The sequence below is a fragment of the Rhodococcus sp. MPR-R1B genome, assembly GCF_058793255.1.
The window spans coordinates 1-18,304 of sequence record NZ_JBXAFO010000051.1 but is presented as its reverse complement, the minus strand read 5'-3'; the positions used below and the strand labels follow the sequence as shown (position 1 = coordinate 18,304).

16 protein-coding genes and 1 pseudogene are annotated in these 18,304 nt (G+C 64.5%); 12 read left to right on the top strand and 5 right to left on the bottom strand.

Annotation, left to right across the window (positions count from 1 at the left end; all coding sequences use genetic code 11):
- Window positions 1-133 precede the first annotated feature (133 nt).
- The 3 genes from serB to yczE are packed head-to-tail and all read left to right on the top strand — an operon-like array spanning window position 134 to window position 2,968.
- Window positions 134-1,354: a phosphoserine phosphatase SerB gene (gene serB / locus AC1Q61_RS31940; RefSeq protein WP_042926136.1), complete on the top strand. Its 1,221-nt coding sequence runs from the start codon at window positions 134-136 to the stop codon at window positions 1,352-1,354.
- Window positions 1,351-2,136: a peptidyl-tRNA hydrolase gene (locus tag AC1Q61_RS31935; protein ID WP_063836273.1), complete on the top strand. Its 786-nt coding sequence runs from the start codon at window positions 1,351-1,353 to the stop codon at window positions 2,134-2,136. The genes serB and AC1Q61_RS31935 overlap by 4 nt, the downstream gene beginning before the upstream one ends.
- A gap of 37 nt (window positions 2,137-2,173) precedes the next feature.
- Entirely contained in the window at window positions 2,174-2,968 is a 795-nt protein-coding gene (yczE, locus tag AC1Q61_RS31930) for a membrane protein YczE (protein WP_215515836.1), read from the top strand.
- On the opposite strand, the pseudogene glgX reads toward yczE, so the two are convergent.
- Window positions 2,881-4,923 (bottom strand): annotated as a pseudogene (gene glgX, locus AC1Q61_RS31925) (glycogen debranching protein GlgX); the annotation flags it as partial. The gene yczE and the pseudogene glgX overlap by 88 nt on opposite strands.
- 51 nt (window positions 4,924-4,974) lie before the next feature.
- Here glgX and AC1Q61_RS31920 point away from each other — a divergent pair.
- The 5 genes from AC1Q61_RS31920 to AC1Q61_RS31900 are packed head-to-tail and all read left to right on the top strand — an operon-like array spanning window position 4,975 to window position 9,660.
- Window positions 4,975-5,796, top strand: coding sequence for an ABC transporter ATP-binding protein (locus tag AC1Q61_RS31920; RefSeq protein WP_003944728.1), 822 nt, complete (start codon window positions 4,975-4,977; stop codon window positions 5,794-5,796).
- Between the two features lie 56 nt (window positions 5,797-5,852).
- Complete coding sequence (locus AC1Q61_RS31915) at window positions 5,853-6,671, top strand: NUDIX hydrolase (protein ID WP_003944751.1); 819 nt, start codon at window positions 5,853-5,855, stop codon at window positions 6,669-6,671.
- Window positions 6,672-6,681: 10 nt separating this feature from the next.
- Entirely contained in the window at window positions 6,682-7,461 is a 780-nt protein-coding gene (locus AC1Q61_RS31910; protein WP_003944701.1) for an enoyl-CoA hydratase/isomerase family protein, read from the top strand.
- A gap of 53 nt (window positions 7,462-7,514) precedes the next feature.
- Entirely contained in the window at window positions 7,515-8,531 is a 1,017-nt protein-coding gene (locus AC1Q61_RS31905; protein WP_003944733.1) for a class I SAM-dependent methyltransferase, read from the top strand.
- Between the two features lies 1 nt (window position 8,532).
- Window positions 8,533-9,660: a THUMP-like domain-containing protein gene (locus AC1Q61_RS31900; protein ID WP_492654924.1), complete on the top strand. Its 1,128-nt coding sequence runs from the start codon at window positions 8,533-8,535 to the stop codon at window positions 9,658-9,660.
- 1 nt (window position 9,661) lies between these two features.
- Here the strand turns inward: AC1Q61_RS31900 and AC1Q61_RS31895 are convergent, their stop codons facing one another.
- A complete protein-coding gene (locus AC1Q61_RS31895; protein WP_215515839.1) occupies window positions 9,662-10,969 on the bottom strand; it encodes an outer membrane protein assembly factor BamB family protein in 1,308 nt (435 codons plus the stop codon).
- Between the two features lie 137 nt (window positions 10,970-11,106).
- Here AC1Q61_RS31895 and AC1Q61_RS31890 point away from each other — a divergent pair, with 137 nt between their 5' ends.
- Window positions 11,107-11,871 (top strand): acyltransferase, encoded by a 765-nt coding sequence (locus AC1Q61_RS31890; protein ID WP_054187773.1) that lies wholly within the window; start codon window positions 11,107-11,109, stop codon window positions 11,869-11,871.
- Window positions 11,872-11,968: 97 nt separating this feature from the next.
- Window positions 11,969-12,604, top strand: coding sequence for a maleylpyruvate isomerase family mycothiol-dependent enzyme (locus AC1Q61_RS31885; RefSeq protein WP_042926126.1), 636 nt, complete (start codon window positions 11,969-11,971; stop codon window positions 12,602-12,604).
- Between the two features lie 18 nt (window positions 12,605-12,622).
- On the opposite strand, the gene AC1Q61_RS31880 is transcribed toward AC1Q61_RS31885, so the two are convergent.
- The 3 genes from AC1Q61_RS31880 to AC1Q61_RS31870 are packed head-to-tail and all read right to left on the bottom strand — an operon-like array spanning window position 12,623 to window position 16,199.
- Entirely contained in the window at window positions 12,623-13,867 is a 1,245-nt protein-coding gene (locus AC1Q61_RS31880; protein ID WP_003944732.1) for a glycosyltransferase family 4 protein, read from the bottom strand.
- Window positions 13,864-15,390 carry a 1,4-alpha-glucan branching protein domain-containing protein gene (locus AC1Q61_RS31875; protein ID WP_075835245.1) on the bottom strand — a complete coding sequence of 509 codons (1,527 nt, stop codon included), beginning with the start codon at window positions 15,388-15,390 and terminating at the stop codon, window positions 13,864-13,866. Before AC1Q61_RS31875 ends, AC1Q61_RS31880 begins: the two co-directional genes overlap by 4 nt.
- Before the next feature lie 29 nt (window positions 15,391-15,419).
- A complete protein-coding gene (locus AC1Q61_RS31870) occupies window positions 15,420-16,199 on the bottom strand; it encodes a class I SAM-dependent methyltransferase (protein WP_042451468.1) in 780 nt (259 codons plus the stop codon).
- 271 nt (window positions 16,200-16,470) lie between these two features.
- On the opposite strand from AC1Q61_RS31870, the gene AC1Q61_RS31865 reads away from it, so the two are divergent.
- Window positions 16,471-17,271, top strand: a complete 801-nt coding sequence (locus AC1Q61_RS31865; protein ID WP_003944754.1) for an electron transfer flavoprotein subunit beta/FixA family protein — start codon at window positions 16,471-16,473, stop codon at window positions 17,269-17,271.
- 48 nt (window positions 17,272-17,319) lie between these two features.
- Window positions 17,320-18,276, top strand: a complete 957-nt coding sequence (locus AC1Q61_RS31860) for an electron transfer flavoprotein subunit alpha/FixB family protein (protein ID WP_003944698.1) — start codon at window positions 17,320-17,322, stop codon at window positions 18,274-18,276.
- Window positions 18,277-18,304 lie beyond the last annotated feature (28 nt).

Below are 18,304 nucleotides of genomic sequence, written 5' to 3'. Positions count from 1 at the left end.
CCGACAGCCGCACCTGACCTAAGAAACACACTGAATAAATCAGCGATGGCCCCGCCCGATTAAGGGGGGGGGCCTTTCGCTTGGCACAATAGTGACGATCAAGACGCGAACGAAGAAACGATCGGAGTTTTCGGTGGGTGCCTCTGACACCACTGTTCTGGTGACTGTGACCGGGCCGGACCGCCCTGGCGTCACCTCGGTACTGTTCGCGGCGCTGTCGCGGCACGATGTGCGTCTACTCGACGTGGAGCAGGTGGTGATTCGAGGTCGACTGACACTCGGTGTCATGGTCGCCTGCCCGAACGATCCCGAAGCGCTTCAGGAAGAACTCGAACAGGCGATGGCGACGGTCGGAATGAACGTCGACATCGAAATCGGTGCCGATCCCGGACGGCCCGCGGTGTCCACCCACGCGGTCGTTGTTCTCGGTAGCCCGGTCAATGCTCGCGCAATGCGATCGGTTGCACGCGAACTCGCGAAGCAGGGCGCAAACATCGACTCCATCCGTGGTGTCGCCGACTATCCGGTCACCGGCCTCGAACTCAGCGTCAGCGCGGCCGATACGACCGACGGCGACGCGAAGCTGCGCACCGGACTCGCCGAGGTCGCCGCACTCGAAAACGTCGACATCGCGGTCGAGCGCGCAGGTCTCGCTCGACGGGCCAAGCGTCTGATCGTGTTCGACGTGGACTCGACGCTCGTCCAGGGCGAGGTCATCGAGATGCTCGCCGCGAAGGCCGGCGTCGAGGACGAGGTCCGCGCCGTCACCGAAGCTGCGATGCGCGGCGAGATCGACTTCACCGAATCACTGCACCAGCGTGTGGCGACACTCGCCGGTCTCGACGCCTCCGTCATCGACGAGGTGGCAGAGAGCATCGAACTGACGCCGGGTGCGCGAACCACGATTCGCACCCTGCGCCGCCTCGGATTCCACTGCGGCGTGGTGTCGGGTGGCTTCCGGCAGGTCATCGAAGGCCTCGCACACGAACTCGAACTGGACTTCGTGCACGCCAACACCCTCGAAATCGTCGACGGCAAGCTGACCGGACGTGTGATCGGTGAAATCGTCGACCGCGCCGCGAAGGCCGTTGCGCTGCGCAAGTTCGCCGATCAGGTCGGTGTGCCGATGGAACAGACCGTCGCCGTCGGTGACGGTGCCAACGACATCGACATGCTCAACGCCGCGGGCCTGGGCGTGGCGTTCAACGCCAAGCCTGCGTTGCGGGAGGTCGCAGATGCTGCGTTGTCGCATCCCTTCCTCGACGCTGTGCTGTTCATTCTCGGTGTGACCCGCGACGAGGTCGAGGCTGCGGACGCCGTCGACGGTGGCGTGCGACGCGTACCGATTCCATGAGTTCCGATCCAGCATTCAGTTCCGATCCAGCTGTGATGTCCGGCCCCGATTCGCGCTGGCGCGAGCGCCACGCGGTGCTGGCTGCTGGGTACGGAGGGCGAGACGATCCCGCGGATCCGGCGCTGGTGTTGGCGATGCCGATCGTTCTGCACATTCCGAAGGCAGACCCGCCCAAGCGCACCGCACTGCTCGAGGCTGCGGCAACGGCGGCTGTGGCGCTGTGTCTGGACGAACGCGTCGGGTTCACCGAAGACGGGGAACCCGGCCCCTGGCACGAGGACTATTCGGCGTGGGTGGGTGCCCGGATTCGGAAGGTGTCTCGTCGAGCGCGAGGAGCGCAGTGGCTCGCCGCGCAGGAGGTACCGGGAATCACCGTCGATGTGGATGGCGCGCAGGCGCGGGCTCTGGTTCCCGGGCCGGTCGGAGAACTGGACCCGCGAATCAAGAAGTTGCAGATCGGTGGGACCGATCTCGAGCACGACGAGCCTGGCCCGCCGGAGCCTGGTCTTCCGGTGCTGTGGATCGACTCGGCGCTCGAGATGACGGTTGGCAAGGCGTCGGCACAGGTCGGGCATGCCTCGATGTTGTTGGCGGCGGCCATGTCCGAGAAACAGTGCTGGGCCTGGGCGCAGAACGACTTTCGCTGCTCGGTGCGCGACGCGAGCCCGGAACAGTGGGCCGAAGCAGTAGTTCGGCTGAAGAAGTCGGAGGCCGTCGCGGTTCGTGACGCTGGTTTCACGGAAGTGGCACCAGGCTCCATGACAGTCATCGCGGTTCCGTAGAGACGCAACCGACCAGTCCAGTATCGGCAACTTGGCTATGGATGAACAGTCCAGTGGCCATCAAGATGGTCGGGTGTTGATACGGAGATTCGCCTCGCTGTTCGTTGGTCTGTGGTTGTACGGCTTCTCGATGGCCATGATGATCACAGCCGGTCTTGGTCTGGATCCCTGGGATGTGTTCCATCAGGGCGTGGCCGAGCATGTTTCGCTCAGTTTCGGCGTGATCACTGCGATTACCGGTGCGGTGGTACTGCTGCTCTGGATTCCGATCCGTCAGCGGCCGGGATTCGGAACGGTCGCCAATGTCGTTGTAATTGCCATCTCGGTGGATACCTCACTGGCCTTCTTGCCGGTCTTTGATTCCATGCCAGTTCGAGCCATGATCATGGTCGCGGGAATCCTCCTCAACGGACTGGCCAGCGTTCTCTACATCGGCGCGGGCATGGGGCCGGGCCCCCGCGACGGATTGATGACCGGACTGGTCGCTCGCACAGGTCTGTCGGTCAGGCTCGTGCGTACCAGCATCGAGATCGCGGTCCTCACGACCGGATGGCTCCTCGGTGGAACCGTCGGCGTCGGAACAGTGTTGTACGCCTTCGGGATCGGACCGACCATTCAATTCCTCATCAAGGTGCTGCCGGATTCCATGACAGCAGCGGTGACCGGAGGACGTGTCACGGAACGTAAGGCCAAGACCGTGGGGCCGGTCAGCGAAATCTCGGTGCCGACGGGAACTTCGGCCGTGGAGGCAGGTTCTCCGGTGGGTGAAGCCGAATCGAACGATGCAGTCAAGGTGCCGTCGAACCATTCCGGAGTGCCGACGGTGACCTGAACCGGTCCACCGGAATGCAGGATCAGGAGCCAACTGTCGTCACCGAGTGGGCGCCCGGTTCGAGTGTGAGACCGAACGTCGGCTCCGTCGATCCAGGCCTGCAGCGTTCGGTGACTCTCGTCGTACCATGCGGTGTCGTCGAACTCGACGCCGGCAGCGTCGAACCAGACGAGGTCCGGGTGCTCCAGTCTTCTTCTGCCTTCGAAGAATTCGGGCTGACGCAACGCCGGTGCCGCTCGGCGTAATCCGAACGCTCGGGAGACGAACTGCACCAACGACTGATCGGCCGCCGTCCAGTCCAGGGCCCACGAATCGGCTGGGGAGGCAAGTGTGGGAACACAATACGCGTTGTTGTTTCCGCCGAGACTGTGGCCGAACTCGTCTCCGGCGGTGAGCATCGGTGTGCCTGTCGACAGCACGAGCGTGGCCAGTAGCGCCCGTACATGACGTGCCCTGGCGTCCTGAATCTCGGGATCGGTGCTCGGGCCTTCGATTCCGTGGTTGAACGAATCGTTGTGATCGGCGCCGTCACGATTGTCTTCACCGTTGGCTTCGTTGTGCTTGTGGTTGTACGCGACCAGATCGGCGGCGGTGAACCCGTCGTGCGCTGTGACGAAGTTGATCGACGCCCAGGGGCGACGGCCGCTGCCAGCAAAGATGTCCTCGGAACCGGCGAGGCGCGACGCGACCTTCCGGACGCTGGATCCGCCGTTCCAGAACTGGCGAATGGTGCTGCGGTACTTGTCGTTCCATTCGGACCACTGGAGTCCGAAGTTTCCGACCTGGTAACCGTCGGCCGTCGCATCCCACGGTTCGGCGATGAGCTTGCACCGAGTCAGTACCGGATCGGAGGAGATGGCGGACAGGATGGACGCCCGCTGGTCGAAGCCTCCGCCGCGCGGCCTACCCAACGCGCTCGCAAGATCGAATCGGAAGCCGTCGGCACCCATTTCGGTGGCCCAGTAACGGAGGCTGTCGGTGATCATGCGGACGGCGATGGGGGAGCAGGCGTCGACCGTGTTGCCGCACCCGGTCAGGTCGATGTCGCGGCCGTCGCCGTCGAGAAGGTAATAGCCGGGGCCGTCCAAACCTCGCCAGCTGACACTGATTCCGTCGACACTCTGCTCGCAGGTGTGGTTGTAGACGACGTCGAGGACGACCTCGATGCCTGCCGCGTGTAGTGCGTCGACCATGATCCGGAACTCGGTGACTTCGCCGCCCGGAGTTGCCGCGTATCCGGGATGCGGGGCGAAGTACGACGCCGTCGAGTATCCCCAGTGGTTGCGCATCCCTCGCTCGCGGACGCTGTGTTCGGTCAGAAATGCCTGTACGGGAAGCAGTTCCACGGCAGTGACGCCGAGTGAGACGAGGTGATCGATCACGGCCGGTGCCGTCAGGCCGAGGTACGTTCCGCGGTGGGCGGCGGGTACTCCTGGATGACTGGCGGTGTACGCGCCCACATGCAGTTCGTAGATGACGCTTTCCTCCCACGGCGTCTCGAGGCGGGCTCCGGCGGGCGCGAGGCCGGGAGTCACCACGGACAGCGGCACGTGGCCGAGCGAGTCGACCGTCGACGGGTCGCCGAAGGGATCGTCGGCGTACGACAGGAGGGCACGGTGATCACCGAGATCCCCCTCGATGCGGCGCGCCCACGGATCGACGAGCAGCTTGTGTGGATTAAGTCTCAGCCCGGCGCGCGGATTCCACGGGCCGGACGCCCGAATTCCGTAACGCTGCCCCGCACCGATCCCGGAGATGATTCCGTGCCAGATTCCGTACGTGTGTTGCCGAAGTTCGACGCGATCTTCGTTTCCGTCCTGGTCGATCAGGCAGATCTGGACGCTCGACGCAGCTGGGGCGTGGACCGCGAACTGGGTTCCGGAGTCCACGATGTGGGCGCCGAGTGGGAACGGAGACCCGGGCGTCGGGGTGTGAGTTTCGATGAGAGGCGACACGCAAGATGATCCTGCCGTGAACGGCCGGAGAATGTGCGGGAAGATGTTCGGGTGCCGCTACCTGATCCAGATCTGCTCATCGATTTCGACAACGTACTCATCCGTCGGGGAGGGTCCACTCTCGTGGGGCCCGTCACCTGGAAAGTGGAGCTGGACGAGCGATGGGTGGTGCTCGGACCCAACGGTGCCGGCAAGACCTCGCTGCTGCGTATCGCGGCCGGTGAGACTTTCCCGACCAGTGGTTCTGCCCACCTCCTTGGCGAAGTTCTCGGCAAGGTCGACGTCAACGAGTTGCGCCCGCGAATCGGTTTGTCCTCGTCGTCGTTGGCGAACCGCGTGCCCGGCGACGAGAAGGTCAGCGACCTCGTCGTGTCGGCGGGCTATGCCGTTCTCGGTCGGTGGCGCGAGGAGTACGAATCCATGGACACCTCGCGCGCTGTGGAGATGCTCGAAAGCCTCGGCGCCGAGCACCTGGCGGATCGGACGTACGGGACGCTTTCCGAAGGCGAGCGCAAGCGCGTCCTCATCGCGCGAGCCTTGATGACCGATCCCGAACTTCTTCTCCTGGACGAGCCCGCCGCCGGGCTCGATCTCGGTGGACGTGAGGAACTTGTGGCTAGACTCGCCGAACTGGCTGCCGATCCGGACGCCCCGGCTACCGTTCTGATCACCCATCACGTCGAGGAAATCCCGCCGGGATTCACCCACGCACTCCTTCTCAAGGAAGGGGAGGTCGTCTCTCAGGGCCTTCTGGACGACGTCATCACCGCCGAAAATCTGAGCGCGGCATTCAGCCAGTCCATCAGCCTCGACAAGGCGGACGGCCGATACTTCGCGCGCCGTGCGAGGCCGTCCGGAGCTCATCGCGCGTGAGCTTCAGTGGGACCTGAAATGCGGCCCAGATCACAGATCGCGTAGGTTCGCGAAGCATGGCTAACGAGAATGCAAACGCTGTCCCCGAGCCCAAGGATGCGTCGACCGTCATCTTGGTGCGCGATGCCGAATCCGGGATCGAGATCTTCCTTCTTCAACGAGTACAGGGGATGGCGTTTGCCGGGGGCATGACGGTATTCCCCGGCGGCGGCGTCGACAAGTCCGATGCGACGGCCGAGGTCGAGTGGGCCGGACCGTCGGTCGAATGGTGGGCCGAGCGGTTCAGCACGGATGTGGCTCGGGCGAAGGCTCTCGTCTTGGCTGCGGTGCGGGAAACTTTCGAGGAGTGCGGCGTCCTACTCGCCGGACCGACCGCGGACACCGTCGTCGCGGACACGGCCGGCTACGCACAGGACCGAGTAGCTCTCGAAAAGCACGAGCTGTCGTTCAGCGATTTCCTGAAGAAGGAGAACCTGGTCCTGCGAACGGATCTGCTGCGGCCGTGGGCGAACTGGATCACGCCGGTGGGCGAGACCCGCCGCTACGACACGCGCTTCTTCGTCGCAGCGTCACCGACCGGACAGATCGCGGACGGCGTCACCTCCGAGGCCGCCGAGGTTCGTTGGCAGAGCCCGCAGGACGCGCTGGCGCATTGGCGGGAGGGTGGCAGCATCCTGTTGCCGCCGACGTGGAGTCAGCTGACCGAATTGGCCAAGTTCAGTTCGGTGGCGGAGATACTCGCAGCCGAGCCGGAGATTCCCGTCATCCTGCCTACGTTGATCACCGACGAGGAAACGCTGCGCGTCGAGTTCCCGAACCAGGACGGTTACTACGTCGCCGGGCCGCATCCGTGGTCGGTCAAGGCGGCAAAGTAACCTCTCGACCATGGCTGAATTTGTGACTCTCGAGGTTTCCGAAGGCATCGGCACCATCCGTCTGGCGCGTCCGCCCATGAACGCTCTGAACCGTCAGGTTCAGGACGAGTTGGCTGCTGCCGCACACGCTGCGACCGTCGACAAGGCAGTCAAGGCCGTCATCGTCTACGGCGGCGAGAAAGTCTTCGCAGCAGGTGCAGACGTCAAGGAAATGGCCGAGATGGACTACGGCCAGATCCGTGACGCGATCGGCGGCATGCAGGCCGGACTCGGCGCCGTGGCGTCCATCCCGAAGCCGACCGTTGCCGCGATCACCGGATACGCACTCGGCGGTGGACTCGAAGTTGCACTCTCGGCCGATCGCCGGATCGTCGGAGACAACGCCAAGCTCGGAGTTCCGGAGATTCTGCTCGGAATCATTCCCGGTGGCGGCGGAACGCAGCGTCTGGCTCGTCTGATCGGTCCGGCCAAGGCCAAGGATCTGGTCTTCACCGGCCGTTTCGTCGGGGCTGACGAGGCATTGGCCATAGGTTTGGTCGACGAGGTCGTCGCTCCCGACGACGTGTACACCGCGGCCCGGACATGGGCCTCGCAGTTCGTCGGGGGAGCGTCACGTGCGTTGGCTGCTGCCAAGGCAGCCATCGACGAGGGTCTGAACACCGACCTGGAATCCGGGCTCAAGATCGAGCAGCATCTGTTCGCCGGATTGTTCGCGACCAAGGATCAGGCGATCGGCATGGAGTCGTTCATCGCCAACGGTCCGGGCAAGGCCGAGTTCACGGGCGAGTAGGCTCCCCTAAACTAGAACTTGTTCATCTCTTACCAGCGAGTAGGATAGCCGCCATGACAGCCAGCCCGAATGACGACGCAACCGTCACGCCGCCCGCCGCTACCGACACCTCGGTAGTCGACCCCGCGCCGCGGCCGCACGCCACGGCCGAAGAGGTCGAGGCCGCTCGTAAGGACACCAAGCTCGCCCAGGTGCTCTACCACGACTGGGAAGCCGAAACCTACGACGACAAGTGGTCCATCTCGTACGACGAGCGCTGCATCGACTACGCACGTGGTCGTTTCGACGCCGTCGCGGGCGATCAGCCGCTCCCGTACGAGCGCGCGCTCGAACTCGGTTGCGGCACCGGATTCTTCCTCCTGAACCTGATGCAGGGTGGAGTCGCCAAGACCGGTTCGGTCACCGACCTCTCGCCCGGCATGGTCAAGGTCGCACTGCGCAATGCCGAAAGCCTCGGCCTTCCGGTCGACGGCCGTGTTGCCGATGCCGAGACCATTCCGTACGAGGACAACACCTTCGACCTGGTGGTCGGCCACGCCGTGCTGCACCACATTCCGGACGTCGAGAAGTCGCTGCGTGAGGTCCTTCGTGTCCTCAAGCCCGGCGGACGTTTCGTCTTCGCCGGTGAGCCCACCACTGTCGGCAACTTCTACGCCCGCTGGCTCGGCCGCGCGACGTGGGAAGCAACCACACGCGTGACCAAGCTGCCGTTCCTCGCAGACTGGCGTCGTCCGCAAGAGGAACTCGACGAGTCTTCTCGTGCAGCAGCTCTCGAAGCTGTCGTCGACATCCACACGTTCGACCCCACCGACCTCGAGAACATGGCGAAGTCTGCGGGCGCCGATCAGGTCCACGCTGCCACCGAGGAATTCGCCGCGGCGCTTCTCGGCTGGCCTGTCCGTACCTTCGAAGCGGCTGTTCCGCCGGAGAAGCTCGGTTGGGGCTGGGGGCGTTTCGCTTTCGGTGGTTGGAAGACACTCAGCTGGGTCGACGAGAAGGTGCTCCGCCACGTCGTTCCTCGCGGATTCTTCTACAACGTCATGATCACCGGCGTGAAGCCCGGCAACTGAATTGGGTTATGACTTCACCCTCGGCGACGTCGACTATCTCGGAAGTGATTCCGGCGTAGCTGCCTTGGCCGAGGTGGATCAGCTCGAACTGTCCACGCGTACGCGTTTCCGTGATCACATGCCTGCGCTCGTGGACACCGTCCTGCTTCGACGTAAAGCCGCCGCCAAACTGCCGGGCAGTGAGCAATGGTTGTTCACGGACGACGCGATGCAACAAGCCACTCCCGGCGTTGTCGCGGCCCACCGCGCGCAGCGTCTGATCGGACGCGACGTCCACGACGTGACGTGCTCCATCGGCGCCGAACTGCATGCCTTGACCGGAGTTGCGCATCGCGTGATCGGCAGCGACATCGATTCCGTTCGCCTGGCGATGGCACAGCGCAATGTGCCGAGCGCAGCGTTGCTGCGGGCCGACGCGCTCCGCCCGACGACACGCGACACCGTCGTACTGGCAGACCCCGCACGGCGATCGGGCGGTCGCCGCACTCACGATCCGGCAGCGTTGATGCCACCGTTGCCGGACCTCATCGAGGCGTACTCCGGCCGTGATCTCGCGGTGAAGTGCGCTCCGGGACTCGATTTCGACAATCTCGGCTGGGACGGGGAAGTCGAGGTCGTCTCACTCGACGGCGGCGTCAAGGAAGCCTGCCTGTGGTCGACGGGACTGGCCGAGTCCGGCGTCACGCGCCGAGCTTCGGTCCTTCGCTCCGACGGGAGCGGATGGGCGATCACCGACGCCGAGGACGACGTGATTCCGGAGCAAGCGCCGGGGGAGTGGATCATCGACCCGGACGGAGCGGTGGTACGCGCGGGCCTCGTGCGCCACTACGCGGCCAGACACGGCCTCTGGCAGCTCGATCCACGCATCGCTTATCTGACCGGTGACAGCGTCCCTGAGGGAGTTCGCGGATTCCGGATCCTCGAGCAGATCAAGTACTCCGAGAAACTGCTCAAACAGACACTGTCCAAGCGGGACTGCGGTGTGGCCGAAATCCTGGTGCGAGGAGTCGACGTGGACCCGGCAGTGCTGCGTCCACGGCTCAAGCTCAAGGGCTCGCTTGCGCTGAGCGTCGTGATCGTACGGATCGGGCGATCGGCGTCGGCCTTCATCTGTGAGGCATCCCGCTAGCTCACTTGAAGACGAACAGCTCACCGATTGCGCTGGGCGTCAACACTTCGCCCTTGGGGCCGATCGAGGTGCCGACGGTGAAGCCGACTGCTCCCGGCAACGTGTCCTGATCCACCGTCTCACCGGTTTCGGTGTCGAAGGTGATCAGGCTCAGTCCGTTCTCACCCTCGCGGACGACGGTGTATCCGGTGTCGCCGGCGGTCTGCGCCGGAACGCCCAGTTGCAGAAGGTCTTTACGTTCCCAGGCCAGTTCGGCGTGATCTCCCTCGTCGCGCACGGCAAGGAGGTGGCCCTTGTCGCCGCCGGCGGGAATGATCAAACCGTCGTCGGACGTCGAGGCACTACCGGCCGAGTTGAAGCCGATGTCGTAACTCCACCTGGTGTCACCGGTTTCAGCGTTCACTGCCCAGAGAGATCCGTTGTTGTCGGTGGCGTAGACGGTCTTGCCGTCCTTCGACAGGTCCGGGCTCGACGCCGTTCCACCGGGAAGCGCGTCGGTGGACCACTCGCGGGTGATGGACGGATTGTCGCCGCCCGTGTACTTCATGGCCACCAGATCGGCTGCCTGAGAACTGGGTCCGTAGAAGGTGAAGTAGAACTTGCCGGTGCCCAGGTCCACTGCCGGGGTATTGGCCACCGGGCAGCCGGACGTGCCGAGGAAGCACTCGTTCAAACCCTTGTTGTCGGGAATGAGTTCTGCATTCGCGCCCTGGTCGATCGACGGCGGCGGGATCAGGTCGAACGACGGAACCACTTTTGCGCCGGTCTGCGGGTTGAGCACGTTGATCTGACCCAATTGGGTGATGAACAACAGGTTTCCGTCGCCGGTGAACTGTGACGAGAGAGGAGTGCCCACAACGAGCGTGCGCCAACGCAATTGACCAGTCTCGGTGAAGGACATCATCGCGCCGCTCTCGCCGACGTAGACATTGGTGGCAGTGTCGACGATGGGCGTCGAGGCGACTACTCCGTCGTTGAGTCGAGCGCACCACTTCTTGCGACCCGAATCCATCTGGAACGAGAAGAGATTGCAGCCGTTCTTGGTGCGCGCGGTGACGAAGCTCTGACCGTTCGCGGCCACCGAGGCGTACGCGGCAACCGGACCGCCGAGAGGGCGTGACCATGCGAACTCGACATCGCGTGATCCGGTGACCGGGCTCGTGTCGCTGTTGCGGGCGTCGGCATGCATGGCCGGCCAACCCGCCGACGCGTACCGGTCCACCCGTCCGTCGTCGCTGCCGCAACCGGCGATCAGGGCCGCAGCGATCGCCGTCGACACCATCACGGACGACCGTAGGACCCGCCGCATCACAATCTCCCTGCCTTCACTTGATCAAGAGCCCTCGGTAACTGCACAAGCCCGGACCAGAGACTATCCCGACCGGGGCAACGTGACGGGGCACACCCCGAGGGTCGGTGAGTCGGCCCCACGTAGGCTGAACACTCATGACGAGCATGTGGGGCGCACCGTTGCGCACTCGATGGCGGGGATCACGCCGAGGCGACACCGATCAGGCCAAGTTCTTGACGGTCGATTCCCTCAAATGGGTTCTGGCGAACAAGGCGTACACACCCTGGTATCTGGTGCGGTACTACCGTCTCGCCAAGTTCAAGATGGCCAACCCGCACGTGATCCTGCGCGGCATGGTGTTCCTCGGCAAGAACGTCGAAATCCATTCGACCCCCGACCTGTCCCGCCTCGAGATCGGGCGCTGGGTACACATCGGCGACGGCAACGCGATCCGTTGCCACGAAGGTTCGCTGCGCATCGGCGACAAGGTCGTCTTCGGCAAGGACAACGTCGTCAACACCTACCTCGACATCGAAATCGGTGCGTCGACGCTCGTAGCCGACTGGTGCTACATCTGCGATTTCGACCACCGCATGGACGACATCAACACACCGATCAAGGACCAGGGCATCGTCAAGGGCCCCGTCCGTATCGGCCCGGACACCTGGGTGGCAGCGAAGGTCACCGTGCTGCGAAATACCCGCGTCGGACGCGGTTGTGTCCTCGGGGCGCACGCCGTCGTCAAGGGAGACATCCCGGACTACAGCATCGCGGTCGGCTCGCCCGCGAAGGCGGTCAAGAACCGCAAGTCCGATTGGGAAGCCGGCGCTGCCGATCGTGCAAAGTACATCGCGGCGCTCGAGGACATCGCACGCAAGAAGGCTGCTGCGGACGCTGCCGACGCGTCGTCGACGTCGTAGCTCACTTTTTGGCAGAACCAGCGATTACTTTCGGCGCCGCAACCGGTCTGTATCGGTATCGGCGCCGAAAGTCTGCGCCGGTGAAAGGAGTGCCGACATGAGCGAACAGACACCCGAATGGGTCGTGGCGCAGCGCCGCGAACTGGTGGGATTTCTCGAAGGCCTGAGCACGGAGCAGTGGAACGCGCCGACCCTGTGCGAGGGGTGGCGGGTCCGCGAAGTGATCGCGCACATCACCATGCCCTACCGATACTCGGCGCCGCGATTCGTCGTGGAAATGGTCAAGTCACGCGGAAACTTCAACAAGATGTCGAACCGGCGAGCGCTCGCCGATGCGTCGGAAGTCGGTGAGCGACAACTGCTTGCCTCGCTTCGCGACAACGTTGCACACCCGTGGAAGCCTCCAGGCGGCGGCTTCGAGGGTGCGCTCTCGCACGACGTGATCCACGGTCAGGACATTCGCGTGGCACTCGGCGACGATTACGTGGTGCCCGAAGACCGGCTCACTCGTGTGCTCAGCGGACTCTCGCCCAAAACCCTGAAGTATTTCGGAACTGACCTCGACGGCGCTCGGTTGCGCGCCGACGACCGAGACTGGACGTACGGTGCCGGCGCCGAGGTTCACGGGGCGGCGCAGGATCTCCTGCTCGTGCTGTGCGGCCGGATGCTGCCACCAGGCCATCTGCTCGGGGATGCGAGTTCTCGTTTCACCGCGCCACTCCCGACCCCCTGAGATCAGCACAAAGCGAGCTCAGCGACCGGGCAGCGGACGCTCGGGGATCTGCGGACGGGCCAACGGCTGTCGCACCCGACGCTTCGCGCCCGCGTAGACGTGAGCAGTCTCCTCGGCGACCTGATGCCAGTCGAAGTCCGATGTCAGGCGTGCGCGGGCGGCCACTGCCCGTTCCTGTGCCCCGGCGGGATCGTCGAGTACCTCGCGGACAGCCGAGGTGAGCCCGGCGATGTCGCCCGGTTGGAAGGACATCCCCGTCACCCCGTCGACGACGGCTTCGCCCAGTCCGCCTGCGGTGGACGTGATCAGCGGAGTGCCGGCCGCCGCCGCTTCGAGGGCGATGATCCCGAACGGCTCGTAGCGCGACGGCAGGACGATGGCGTCCGCTCCGTGCAGCCAGCTGAGCAGTTCCGTGTGATCGAGGTTGCCGAGAAAGTCCACCGCCCGCGCGACGCGGTGCGTGCGTGCCTGTTGGTAGAGCCAGGTGAACTGGGTGCCTTCGCCCGCGATCGCGAGGGTCGTGCCGGGGTGGCTACGACGGATTCGGGGGAGTGCTGCGATGGCGTCCTGCACGCCCTTCTCGTATTCCAGGCGGCCGACAAAGAGGAGTTTCGGCGGTCCGGATCGCGGTCCACGTTCGCGAAAGTTCCACGTGGTCACGTCGATTCCGTTGCGGATGACGGTGATCGGCGGCAGCGTCGGGCCGTAGAGCTCGGTCACTTCTTCCTGCATGGACGCCGAACAAGTTATGAGAGAGTCGGATTCGTTTGCCAGCCACCACTCGACGGAGTGGACCTGGCGGTTGATGCGTCCGGAGATCCAGCCGCTGTGGCGACCCGCCTCGGTGGCGTGAAGTGTGGAAACCAGTGGGACGTCATAGAATTCGGCCAGGGCGATCGCCGGATGTGCGACCAGCCAGTCGTGCGCGTGCACGACGTCGGGCTGCCAGCCCTCGCCCACTCCTGGCTTGTGCAGCGCCATCCCGGCACGGACCATCGCGTGACCCATCGCGAGGGTCCACGCGAGCATGTCCTCGCCGAAGACGAAGTGCGCGGGGTCCTCGGCCACTGCGACGACAAGGACGCCCTCGGAAATGTGCGTGATCGTCGGGTGCGTCGACGCATCCGTGCCGGAGGGGCGACGCGAGAGAACAACGACCTCGTGGCCTGCAGCCGCCAACTCGGTGGCGAGATGGTGGACGTGTCGGCCGAGGCCGCCGACAACGACCGGGGGGTACTCCCACGAGACGATGAGAATTTTCACGACGGACTCAGTTCTGTGTCAGGTAGACGGCGAGCATCCAGTCCCGGGAACAACCCGTCGGCGCGATTCCAGCCTTCGGCGAGTCGCTCGGCGACGGCATCGCGGCCGGAAACGAGCGCTTCGGAGATTTCCCTGGTCGCGTGGGCGTGCTTGTGTGCGCGTTCGCGGGCGTACCCCGCGGCAGAATCCTTGCTCACCATGAATGCCCAATCGCTCGAAACTGTCATCAGTGTCTCGCGAAGTATCTGATCGTTGACGCGGTTTCGCAGTTCCGGTCGTCCGGGTGCGTTGTCGCGTCCGCGAGACTTGTCCACGGTGCCGAGCGCGGTCTCCACCACTTCGGAGTTCAGTTGCACCAGGTCGGACACCTGATCGCCGGCCCAGACACGCCAGTCCTTACCCGATCCCCAGGACGAATCCTCGAGTTGAACGGGTTCGCCGACGTATCCCGATGCCTTGGCGTCGGCGAGGGTGCCGACGCGAATTCCGGCCTCGGGAAGCGCGCGCAGGAGTTTTTCGAGCCACTGCGGACCTTCGTGCCACCAGTGCCCGAACAGTTCGGTGTCGAAAGCTGCGACCACCAGGGCGTCGCGGCCGATGCGGGTGGATTCACTGCGCAGACGCGCCCGAACGGTTTCGACGAAGTCGGCAACATGCTTGTCGACGGCGGCCGCAGCGAGTTCGGGGTCGTACGGCAACTTGTCGGCGGAGTCGACGGTCCGTCCGGTGACCCGCGACGGCTTGAGACCCGTCTCGTGGTCGTAGGTGTGGAAGTCGCGGTAGGCGGCGTGACCCGGATATCCGGACTTGGGGGACCAGACGCGGTAGCTGACCTGCAGGTCGCGGCCGAATGCAACCACGTCGGATTCTCGAACCGGGCGGCCGAGGGACGTGTCGCCGCGCAAGGCGGGGCCGTCGACCATGAAGTGGGTGACGCCCGCTTCGGCGTACCCGCGCTCCATGCCCGGGGTGTACCCGCACTCGGGTCCCCAGATCCCGGTCGGAGTGTGATTCCACCGGGCATGCGCGTCGGCGAGACCTTCGCGGAGGGAGAACGCCCGCAAGCGAGGATCGAGCAGCGGTTGGAACGGGTGGGCCAGCGGCCCGCCGAGAAGCTCGAAGGCCTCGCGATCGATGAGGTCGCGGAACACCGGTGAGGCGCCGTGCTGCCAGTGAGTCTCGAAATCTGCGAGAGCGGCAGCTGACGCCCGGTGTTCGCGCGCGCCGAGTTCGCGGTGCGCCGCGTCCGGCATGCCGGCAGCCTCGTGGGCGCGGATCTGCCAGTTGCCGAGCCAGTGATGCATCCCGGCGAGGCAGTGGGGATCGTCCAACTGGGCCGCGAGTACGGGCGTGATTCCCAGCGTCAGCAGGTGCGATCGGCCCTCGTCGGCCAGGCGTCGTAGCGCGGCGGCGAGCGGAATGTACGACGCAGCCCAGGACTGGTAGATCCATTCCTCGCCGACTGGCCATCTGCCGTGGTTGGCGAGCCACGGCAGATGGGAGTGCAGAACCAGGGCGAACATCCCCGGTTCGGTGACGGGTGTTGCGTTACTCACTCGCCGGTTTCCTTCACGGCAATAGCGACGAGGTCGAGGCTGTCGTCGATGTCGGGTTCGCTGATGCTGAAGTCGTCGACGGTGATGCCCTCGACGTCGCGGGTGAGATCTTCCGGCCAGGGCTCGCCGGCCAACGCGCGGTCGATCTGCGCATTGATGAACGATCCGCCGTGCTTGGCGTCGAGTTCCTTCAGGCGCGAACCGTGGTGGACGCCGGTCATCAACTGAACGCGGAATCCGGCGTCTTCGAGCAATTCGGTCATTTCGGAGGCGTTGAGCTCACGAGTGTGGAAAGGGTTGAGCGGCGTGTCGCGGCCGGGGGAGAAGGTGATCCGGTTGGGGGTGCTGATGAGAAGTTCACCGCCGGGAGCGAGAACTCGGAAGCATTCGCGCAGGAACTGACCCTGATCCCACAGGTGCTCGATCACCTGGAAATTGACGACGACGTCAACCGAGTTGTCCGCCAGTGGAAGCTCGGCGAGGTTGCCGTGGAGCATCTCGACGCGGGGGTAGCGGGCACGGACGTGCTCGACCGCGGAGATGTCGTAGTCGAGGCCGGTAACCTTTGTTGCGACGTCCGCAATCATGTTGGCGCCGTAGCCTTCTCCGGAACCGGCCTCGAGGACTCGGCGGTCCGTGCAGCGCTCCAGAAGTGCGCGGTACACCACTTCGTGGCGTCGGAACCAGTAGTTCTCCTCGGGGATTCCTGGCACGGTTCGTTCGCCCGTCAAGGGCAGGGGTGCGTCCTCGTGGTTGCTGACACTCGTTTCACTCACCCGTGCGAGATTAGTGCCATCCGAGTAGAACGTGTTCGCCGTGGTCCAGATCACTGCTGTCAATTCCTGTTCGTGCCGTTATGGTGGACGAGGTTCCACGTTAAGTTACCCACCGGTAACTTAACGTGGGGTAATCTAACGCACAGCCGACGTGAACCGAGAAATTCGCCCGTAGGGAGACCTGTCGGACTCTCTTTTCGGACGCTCGGACTGCGCGAGCACCACAGACGATTTATCAGGTGAATTACACACAGGAGGTCGACGAAGACCCATGACGAATATCGTTGTTTTGATCAAGCAGGTCCCCGACACATGGTCCGAGCGCAAGCTGACCGACGGCGACTACACGCTTGACCGTGAAGCCGCCGACGCAGTCCTCGACGAGATCAACGAGCGCTCCGTCGAAGAAGCACTCCTCATCAAGGAAGCTCAGGGCGGTGAGGTAACGGTGCTGTCCGCAGGACCCGACCGCGCCACCGACGCTATCCGCAAGGCTCTCTCGATGGGCGCCGACAAGGCCGTCCACATCAACGACCCGGCACTGCACGGCTCCGACGCGATCCAGACCGCATGGACGCTCGCTGCTGCTCTCGGCCAGATCACCTTCGAGAACGACGAGCCTGCCGACCTGATCATCGCCGGCAACGAGGCCACCGACGGCCGCGTCGGCGCTGTTCCGGCCATCATCGCCGAGTACCTGGGCATCCCGCAGCTCACGCAGCTGCGCAAGGTCGTCGTCGCCGACGGCAAGATCACCGGTGAGCGCGAGACCGACGAGGGCGTCTTCGGCCTCGAGGCTTCGCTGCCCGCGATCGTCTCGGTCACCGAGAAGATCAACGAGCCGCGCTTCCCGTCCTTCAAGGGCATCATGGCCGCGAAGAAGAAGGAAGTTCTCGTCTACACGCTGGCCGACCTCGGAGTCGACCCGGAGACCGTCGGAGTTGCCAACGCCGGCACCACCGTGACGTCCTCCACCCCCAAGCCCCCCCGTACCGCTGGTGAGCGCATCGTCGACGAGGGAGACGGTGGCACCAAGATTGCCGCGTACCTCGTCAGCAACAAGGTCATCTGATCGCGCCCTTCTAGACATCCAGCAGAAGAACTCAGGGAGAGTTAAGTCATGGCAGAAGTACTTGTGCTCGTAGAGCACGCAGAGGGTGCGCTGAAGAAGGTCAGCACCGAACTCATCACCGCTGCACGCGCACTCGGTGAGCCGTCGGCAGTTGTCGCCGGCCCCGCGGGCACCGCAGCAAAGCTCGCCGACGCTCTGGCAGCAGCCGGCGCCGAGAAGATCTACGTCGCCGAGTCCGACGACATCGACGGCTACCTCGTCACCCCCAAGGTCGACGTTCTCGCCGCTCTGGTCGAGTCCACCAGCCCGGCAGCAGTCATCACCGCAGCCGGCACCGAGGGCAAAGAGGTTGCCGGTCGTCTGGCCGCACGTCTGGGCTCCGGATTGCTGACCGACGTCATCGAGATCAAGGCTGACGGCACCGGCGTCCACTCCATCTTCGGTGGCGCGTTCACCGTCGAGGCCAAGGCCAACGGCGACGTTCCGGTCTACTCGGTTCGTCCGGGCGCAGTCGAGGCTGCTCCGCAGGCCGGCGCAGGCGAGCAGATCACCGTCGAGGTTCCGGCCCAGGACGAGAGTGCCGTCAAGGTCACCTCGCGTGAGCCCATCGTCGGCGGCGACCGCCCGGAGCTCACCGAGGCGTCGGTTGTCGTCTCCGGTGGACGTGGTGTCGGCAGCGCGGACAAGTTCTCCGTCGTCGAAGAGCTGGCCGACTCCCTCGGCGCTGCAGTCGGTGCTTCGCGTGCCGCTGTGGACTCGGGTTACTACCCCGGACAGTTCCAGGTCGGTCAGACCGGTAAGACGGTCTCCCCGCAGCTGTACATCGCGCTCGGCATTTCCGGTGCCATCCAGCACCGCGCCGGCATGCAGACGTCCAAGACCATCGTCGCGGTCAACAAGGACGAAGAGGCACCCATCTTCGAGATCGCCGACTTCGGCATCGTGGGCGACCTGTTCAACGTCGCACCGCAGCTCACCGAAGCTGTGAAGTCCCACAAGGGCTGAAAAGCACAAACTGCTGTGGGCCTTTATC

Excerpts from the sequence above, each read along its gene's own strand:
- AC1Q61_RS31860 (WP_003944698.1), top strand. The coding sequence starts at position 17,320 with ATGGCAGAAGTACTTGTGCTCGTAGAGCACGCAGAGGGTGCGCTGAAG.
- AC1Q61_RS31890 (WP_054187773.1), top strand. The coding sequence starts at position 11,107 with ATGACGAGCATGTGGGGCGCACCGTTGCGCACTCGATGGCGGGGATCA.
- AC1Q61_RS31895 (WP_215515839.1), bottom strand. The coding sequence starts at position 10,969 with ATGCGGCGGGTCCTACGGTCGTCCGTGATGGTGTCGACGGCGATCGCT.
- yczE (WP_215515836.1), top strand. The coding sequence starts at position 2,174 with ATGGATGAACAGTCCAGTGGCCATCAAGATGGTCGGGTGTTGATACGG.
- AC1Q61_RS31915 (WP_003944751.1), top strand. The coding sequence starts at position 5,853 with ATGGCTAACGAGAATGCAAACGCTGTCCCCGAGCCCAAGGATGCGTCG.
- AC1Q61_RS31905 (WP_003944733.1), top strand. The coding sequence starts at position 7,515 with ATGACAGCCAGCCCGAATGACGACGCAACCGTCACGCCGCCCGCCGCT.
- AC1Q61_RS31875 (WP_075835245.1), bottom strand. The coding sequence starts at position 15,390 with ATGTTCGCCCTGGTTCTGCACTCCCATCTGCCGTGGCTCGCCAACCAC.
- AC1Q61_RS31865 (WP_003944754.1), top strand. The coding sequence starts at position 16,471 with ATGACGAATATCGTTGTTTTGATCAAGCAGGTCCCCGACACATGGTCC.
- AC1Q61_RS31910 (WP_003944701.1), top strand. The coding sequence starts at position 6,682 with ATGGCTGAATTTGTGACTCTCGAGGTTTCCGAAGGCATCGGCACCATC.
- AC1Q61_RS31885 (WP_042926126.1), top strand. The coding sequence starts at position 11,969 with ATGAGCGAACAGACACCCGAATGGGTCGTGGCGCAGCGCCGCGAACTG.
- AC1Q61_RS31935 (WP_063836273.1), top strand. The coding sequence starts at position 1,351 with ATGAGTTCCGATCCAGCATTCAGTTCCGATCCAGCTGTGATGTCCGGC.